Here is a 6046-nt window from a genome sequence, read left to right as displayed (position 1 = left end):
GTCGCATTCGCAAGGTTGTTCGCATGAGCCTGTTGAGAGCGCATATTTTCCCGCGCCCCACTCATGGCCAGATACAACACTTTATCCATTGGATTCCCCGTTTGCCGTTCAGACGCTAAAACGGTCAGACATTGCCGCTTTAGGGTTAAAAATTCACTCCTCTGTAGAATGCAATGGCTGTGCCAATCTTTATAAAAGACACAAAAAAAGGCGACCGAAGTCGCCTTATAGTTAAACACTGTTGCGTAAACAATCAGATCTGCAAAATAGCCTGCGTCACAGTGTTCAGAGTTTCCAGGGTTTTCGAGTTTGCCTGGAAGTTACGTTGCGCCTCGATCAGCCTTACCAGTTCAGTCGACAGATCGACGTTGGATTGCTCCAGCGCGGCAGAACGCAGACTACCGTTCAAACCGGTTCCCGGTGGGTTAAGCACCGCATTACCGGAGGTCAGTGTTGCACCCCATTCGGTATCACCGGATGGCTGTAGGCCAGACTGGTTTTCAAAAGTAGCAAAGGCGACCACACCCAGGTTTTGTTTCTGACCATTAGAGAAGGCAGCAACCATCTCACCGGTTTCAGCAAAGCTGACCCCAATAAGGTCACCTTTGGTATAACCATCCTGTGAGGACGCTTTCACAATCGACGCAGAGGCAAACTGAGTACTACCCGACAGATCCAGCGTAATCTGCGTTTCAGTATTCGCCGGATCAGCGCCTTTAATCGTCAACTGAGGAGCCACAGCTCCTGGGGAAAAAGACGTCCCGTTAACATTATTCAGGAAACCACTGGTAGGATCAAAGCCCAGCATAACAGAGCCAACCTCACTCAGAGTGTCCTGCGGCTTAACTGCAAAACCTGACTCCCCCGGGTCGACACTTTTACCAATATTGAGTAGTTCAGTACCGTTGAGATAGGCGAACATCTGATACTGACCACGGTAGCTATTGTCACCTTCAAAGGTACGATCAGGAACCGCCGTCAATACCGTAGTACTTGGAGCACCTGTTGCAATATCAGTCTCAGCGATACTAAATTCAGAACCAATATTACCGTAGTCGGCCTTAAAACGAATATCCAGCCTGAATTCACCCGCTTCATCTACAACGGTAATCGACTCAACATTGGGGTTGCGATCCTTAATATCCGTCTCTCTGGAGCGAATAAGATCAGCAATATCATTCAACGTAGGCACCGTCGGACTGGTCGTAATTGGGATAGGAACTCCGCCAATATTGAGTTCTGTATCGGCTGCAGGCACAGTTAAAGTGTAAGAGTAGTTCTCGTTAGCATCCCGCTCAGTCGGCTCAGGCGTAACATCAATGCCGCTAGCATCATTAATCAGCATATCGCCATAGCTGCTATATTTAGCAAAGGTCTCAAAACTGAGCGACCCTTGCCCTGCCGGAGCAGGAGCAGCGCCCTGTCTGAATATCATCGTACTGGTATCAATACGCTTATCAGTACTCTTCAAAACATCCAGATCGACCGGATCAGGCGTACCGGCAGCATCAAAACTAACACTGACCCCACTAATCGTCAGACTGGTAGGCAATGTCACATCAACCGCGTAAACATCGCGAACCGGCCGCTGCTCAACCATATTGTATTTAACGGTGTGCTCATTACCCAGGCTATCAAAGGTACGTACAGTAGTACTGTAGGTGAATGAAGCCGGCACATCCTTATCATAGGGCGAACTCAACAATGTAGGGTCAGCCGCATCGTTGATATTAAATGACAGACCTATATTACCAGTCGCCTGCGGCGGGCTCTCTTTCTGATCGACCGCCAGATTACCGATTGGCAGACGGTTGCCTTGAGAGTCTAATCCATACCCCTGCAGGTATTTACCTGACTTGGAGACCACGAACCCATCTTTATTCAGTTCAAAGGCACCGGCACGAGTGTAGGTGACACCGCCCTGACCATCATCCAGTTGAAAGAAGCCAGAGCCATTGATCGCCAGATCCAGGTTATTACTGGTAAATTCAGTCGTCCCTGCCTGAAAGTTCTGCGCAATATCCGTTACGGTCACACCGGAGCCTGCCACATTACTTGAGCCAGCACCGACGACTGCGGTTGCGTAGATATCACCGAACTCGGTACGTGAGGCTTTGAAACCAATGGTACTGGAGTTAGCGATGTTATTACCGGTCACATCCAGATTAGTGGATGCCGCTTTAAGACCTGTTATCGCAGTATTAAAACCCGCCATGATTGTTCTCCAATTAACCTATTCGTTTGACATCGCTGAAGTCGACTGAACCCGCATCAGTATTCACTTTCATACCGATACCGTTCTGCCCCAGCGTGACGCTATTGACGTTATAAGCAATAAAACTGCTAGCCGTTTTGTAGTTACCATCGACCTGTGCTTCAGCAACAACCCGATACTGCCCTGCAGGGCGCTCTCCGGCACTCCAGGCAAAGTAATGATCGCCTGCGCTCTGACTACCCATCTCAACTTCATCCACGAGATTATTAGCACTGTCGTAGATAGAGACGCGCAGATTTTCAGTACTCACAGGCAGCTCAACGACGCCCCGGATCTCACCGGCTTCAGCCACCTGAGCCACATCAGTTTTGGCATACACATCCTGACCAATCATAGAGGACGCTTGCAGCGCCGCCTGACTGGAGAGAAGTGACGCTGACATGTTTTCCATCGTCGTATTCAGCTTGGCGATATTCTCCACCGTACTCATACTGGCGATCTGCTGCATAAACTCACTGGTTTCAGCCGGACTGGTAGGGTCCTGGTTTTGCAGCTGAGCAATCATCAGCTTCATAAACATCTCACTGTCAGCGTTGGAGCTACTTGCAGTTGAAGTAGAACCCGTCTGATTCTGCGCATTGATCTTGTCGTAGACCGATTGCGTTCCGGAAACGTCGTTAACACTCATATCTATAACCTCACATCAGATCGTCTGAGCTTACTGGCCCAGAGTCAGCGCCTTCTGCATCATCTGTTTTGCAGTATTCATGATCTCAGCATTTATCTGAAACGAGCGTGACGCCGAGATCATATCCGCCATCTCTTCTACAACATTTACATTGGGGTAGTAGACATAACCATTCTCATCCGCCATCGGGTGATCCGGGTTATATTCCTGACGCAACGGGGCATCACTTTCGACTATCCCTGATATATTAACGCCCTGTCCGGCCTGCACACCCATAGGCAGACTTCCAGGCTGTAGGTTCTCGAGCTGTTTCAGCTCAAATACAGGCTTGCGGGCGCGATAGGTTTCACCAGCACTGCTGCTGACACTCTCGGCATTTGCCATATTGCTGGCGGTGGTATTCAGACGCACGGTCTGTGCGCTCATCGCCGAACCCGCAATATTAAAAACATTACCCAGAGACATGATTATTCACCCCTTATCGCGTTGCTAAGACCTTTAAACTTCTTATTCAGGAACTCAAATGACGCCTGATAATCGACCGCATTTTTACTATAGCGCGCCATCTCTTCCTGAACATCGACCGTATTGCCATCAACACTAGGCTGAGTGGGAATCCGGTACATCAGCTCTGCTGCAAAATCAGGGCTGACCAAACCACTGCTGTGTCCTGCATCGGTCCGCGCCATCTTCAATGGTTGCTGACCATCCTGAACACCTTGCAAAATACTTTGAAAGTCGATATCCCGGGCTTTATAGTTTGGCGTATCACCGTTTGCGATATTATTTGCCAAAATTTCAGCACGCTGAACACGGACGTTAACTGCCTGTTCATGAATACCCAGCGCTTTGTCAAAGCTGATTGCCATCGGTCTGCCTCAAAGTTTCATATTACCCAAACAATGCAAAAGCGATACCAACACAAAAAACTACTTTTAAAACATTAGCTTAATATTTACATGGTATTAAAGCGGCAACGGTTATCCGGGTCAAAGCGGCAACGTAGGAGGGAGAGCGGCAAAGCGGCAAAGCGGCAAAGCGGCAAGGTGAAACAGAGGACGGCAACGCAGGGAAGGAATGACTCAGGTTGCGGGTTGCGTTATCACGATCCTGCACTTTCCCGGCAAGGCTTTATTCTTTTTCGAGCGACAGGCAAGTCACGCTCTAGGTGACGTTCGGGCTACGGCTTTAAAACCTTTATGACAATAAAACAACAGCCGTAAATAAATAAAAACGCGCCTGAAGCGCGCTTATTTTACTTAGCCCGATAGATGATTCCGGGGCGACAATGAACCATTTCAAAGAGATTATGCAGTTCACCGATCGATTCAGAGGCACCCAGTAACAGGTAACCACCCGGCTTAAGGGTTTTATGTATTTTTTGCAAAATATCTTGCTTTCGCTCAGAGGAAAAGTAGATCAGCACATTACGGCAAAATACGATATCGCATGGGCCAATACCGTTATAGGCTCCCAGCAGGTTGAGCTCTTTAAATGTGACCCGCTTCTTGATCTTTGGTAGCAATTTCCAGGCGTCTCTCACCCCTGGCTCAAAAAACTTCTTTAACCGATCCTGAGACAACCCTCTGCCAAGCGCCAGCATCTCATATTCAGCCAGCCTTGCCTGATCCAGCACCCGGGTAGAGATATCGGTGGCGATAATCTCTTCACCCATTCTGAAAGCGCCTGAATTCTGCTCTTTAAACTCATCAATAATCATACTGATCGAGTAGGGTTCCTGCCCTGTAGAACAGGCCGCTGACCAGATTTTCAATCGCTGAGAAGAGGACTTCTCTGCCAGTTCTGGCAGCAGTTTATCTTTTAATATTTCATAGGGATGAATATCACGAAACCAAAGGGTTTCATTGGTGGTCATTGCATTAATGACCTGTTCTTTCAAACGGCTATTACCGGGACGCTCAAACGTCACAACCAGTTGTCCCAGCGACGTGAACTGACCATCAAGCAGAATTTTACTTAAGCGACTCTCTACCAGATACTGTTTATGTTTAGCCAGCAGTATGCCGCAAGCCTGCTCGAGAAACTGGCAGAACTGTTCAAATTCCTGTGGCGTAATCTTTATTTTCTGGCCGTTCAGAGCCCTATCCTCTTTCGGTATCGTATGATTCACCCCTCTACTGACTCAATGCGCGCAATCACTGCCTCAGCTAATTCATCGGGATTAAACTTGCCAATGAAAGCATCAGCACCGACGCGTTTCACCATAGCCAGATTGAAACGACCACTCAGGGAGCTATGCAACATCACATGCAATGGCTTCAGACGAATATCTTCCCGAATTTTCTTAACCAGAGTATAGCCATCCATTTGCGGCATCTCGATATCAGAGATCACCATCAAAAACATATCGGTCATGCGCTGATCTTTATCAGCCATTTGGGTCAACATATCAAGTGCAGCTTTACCGTCATTGGCAGTTGTCACCTTGATATTCAGATTTTCCAGCGCTTTCTTAACCTGAGTTCTTGCAACACTTGAGTCATCAACCACCAGTATATGATACTGAGCCGCATTCTTTTTGAAACTTTCAGTGACAACAGTTGTTTTTACATCAGTGCTCACCGGTATAAGATCAGCCAACACCTGTTCAACATCCAGAATCTCAATCAGGCCCCCGTCATGCTGCACGACAGCCGTCAGGTAGTTTTTCTCATTGGTCTCTATGGGTGGCGGGCTAACCTGATCCCACTTAGCAGGCAGAATACGGTCAACATTACGCACAAGAAACGCAAGAACCCTGCGGTTGTACTCCGATACGATGAGAAAACAGCTCAATCGCTCCTCAGCGGCAATCGGGTCTCCGCCAATCGCCTGAGAAAGATCAATGACTGGAATTGTTTCTCCGCGAATGTGCGCCAGACCTTTTAGCGCCGTCGTCTGCTTCGGAATACCAGTCAACTCAGGACAGGTCAGAACTTCCCGGACTTTAAAAACATTGATGCCATATTCCTGGTCATCATTCAGCCCGAACAAAAGCAGTTCCAGACGGTTCTGTCCCGCCATATTGGTACGTTGGTTTACAGTACTGTTTATACCTGACATGATGCTCTCTGTACTAAGCGTTACCTGAACATTGCCACCTGAGTTGCAATGCGAACTTCCGGATTAAGCGTGAAACTATA

At 48.1% G+C, this 6046-nt stretch carries 6 protein-coding genes and 1 pseudogene; all 7 read right to left on the bottom strand.

Translation table 11 applies throughout. From position 1 onward, the window contains the following. Nucleotides 1–89 (bottom strand): annotated as a pseudogene (gene flgF / locus Q0499_RS10200) (flagellar biosynthesis protein FlgF); the annotation flags it as partial. 164 nt (nt 90–253) lie between these two features. Next, on the bottom strand, nt 254–2215 hold the full coding sequence (locus Q0499_RS10195; protein ID WP_299198955.1) for a flagellar hook-basal body complex protein: 1962 nt from the start codon (nt 2213–2215) through the stop codon (nt 254–256). A gap of 13 nt (nt 2216–2228) precedes the next feature. Continuing rightward, nucleotides 2229–2903: a flagellar hook assembly protein FlgD gene (locus tag Q0499_RS10190; protein ID WP_299198952.1), complete on the bottom strand. Its 675-nt coding sequence runs from the start codon at nt 2901–2903 to the stop codon at nt 2229–2231. A gap of 30 nt (nt 2904–2933) precedes the next feature. Beyond that, the gene (gene flgC, locus Q0499_RS10185; RefSeq protein WP_299198950.1) at nt 2934–3368 is read right to left on the bottom strand and encodes a flagellar basal body rod protein FlgC; all 435 of its coding nucleotides are present in this window, start codon (nt 3366–3368) and stop codon (nt 2934–2936) included. A 2-nt stretch (nt 3369–3370) separates the two neighbouring features. Continuing rightward, nucleotides 3371–3772 carry a flagellar basal body rod protein FlgB gene (gene flgB, locus Q0499_RS10180; RefSeq protein WP_299198948.1) on the bottom strand — a complete coding sequence of 134 codons (402 nt, stop codon included), beginning with the start codon at nt 3770–3772 and terminating at the stop codon, nt 3371–3373. A 386-nt stretch (nt 3773–4158) separates the two neighbouring features. After that, entirely contained in the window at nt 4159–5034 is an 876-nt protein-coding gene (locus Q0499_RS10175) for a protein-glutamate O-methyltransferase CheR (protein ID WP_299198946.1), read from the bottom strand. After that, nucleotides 5031–5966, bottom strand: a complete 936-nt coding sequence (locus tag Q0499_RS10170; protein ID WP_299198944.1) for a chemotaxis protein CheV — start codon at nt 5964–5966, stop codon at nt 5031–5033. Before Q0499_RS10170 ends, Q0499_RS10175 begins: the two co-directional genes overlap by 4 nt. Nucleotides 5967–6046: the final 80 nt, after the last annotated feature.

The sequence above is a fragment of the uncultured Amphritea sp. genome, assembly GCF_937127095.1.
Taxonomy (GTDB): domain Bacteria; phylum Pseudomonadota; class Gammaproteobacteria; order Pseudomonadales; family Balneatricaceae; genus Amphritea.
This window is presented reverse-complemented; position numbering and strand designations above follow the sequence as displayed.

Coding starts and splice junctions, on each gene's coding strand:
- Q0499_RS10170 (WP_299198944.1), bottom strand. CDS start 5,966: ATGTCAGGTATAAACAGTACTGTAAACCAACGTACCAATATGGCGGGA.
- flgB (WP_299198948.1), bottom strand. CDS start 3,772: ATGGCAATCAGCTTTGACAAAGCGCTGGGTATTCATGAACAGGCAGTT.
- Q0499_RS10195 (WP_299198955.1), bottom strand. CDS start 2,215: ATGGCGGGTTTTAATACTGCGATAACAGGTCTTAAAGCGGCATCCACT.
- Q0499_RS10190 (WP_299198952.1), bottom strand. CDS start 2,903: ATGAGTGTTAACGACGTTTCCGGAACGCAATCGGTCTACGACAAGATC.
- flgC (WP_299198950.1), bottom strand. CDS start 3,368: ATGTCTCTGGGTAATGTTTTTAATATTGCGGGTTCGGCGATGAGCGCA.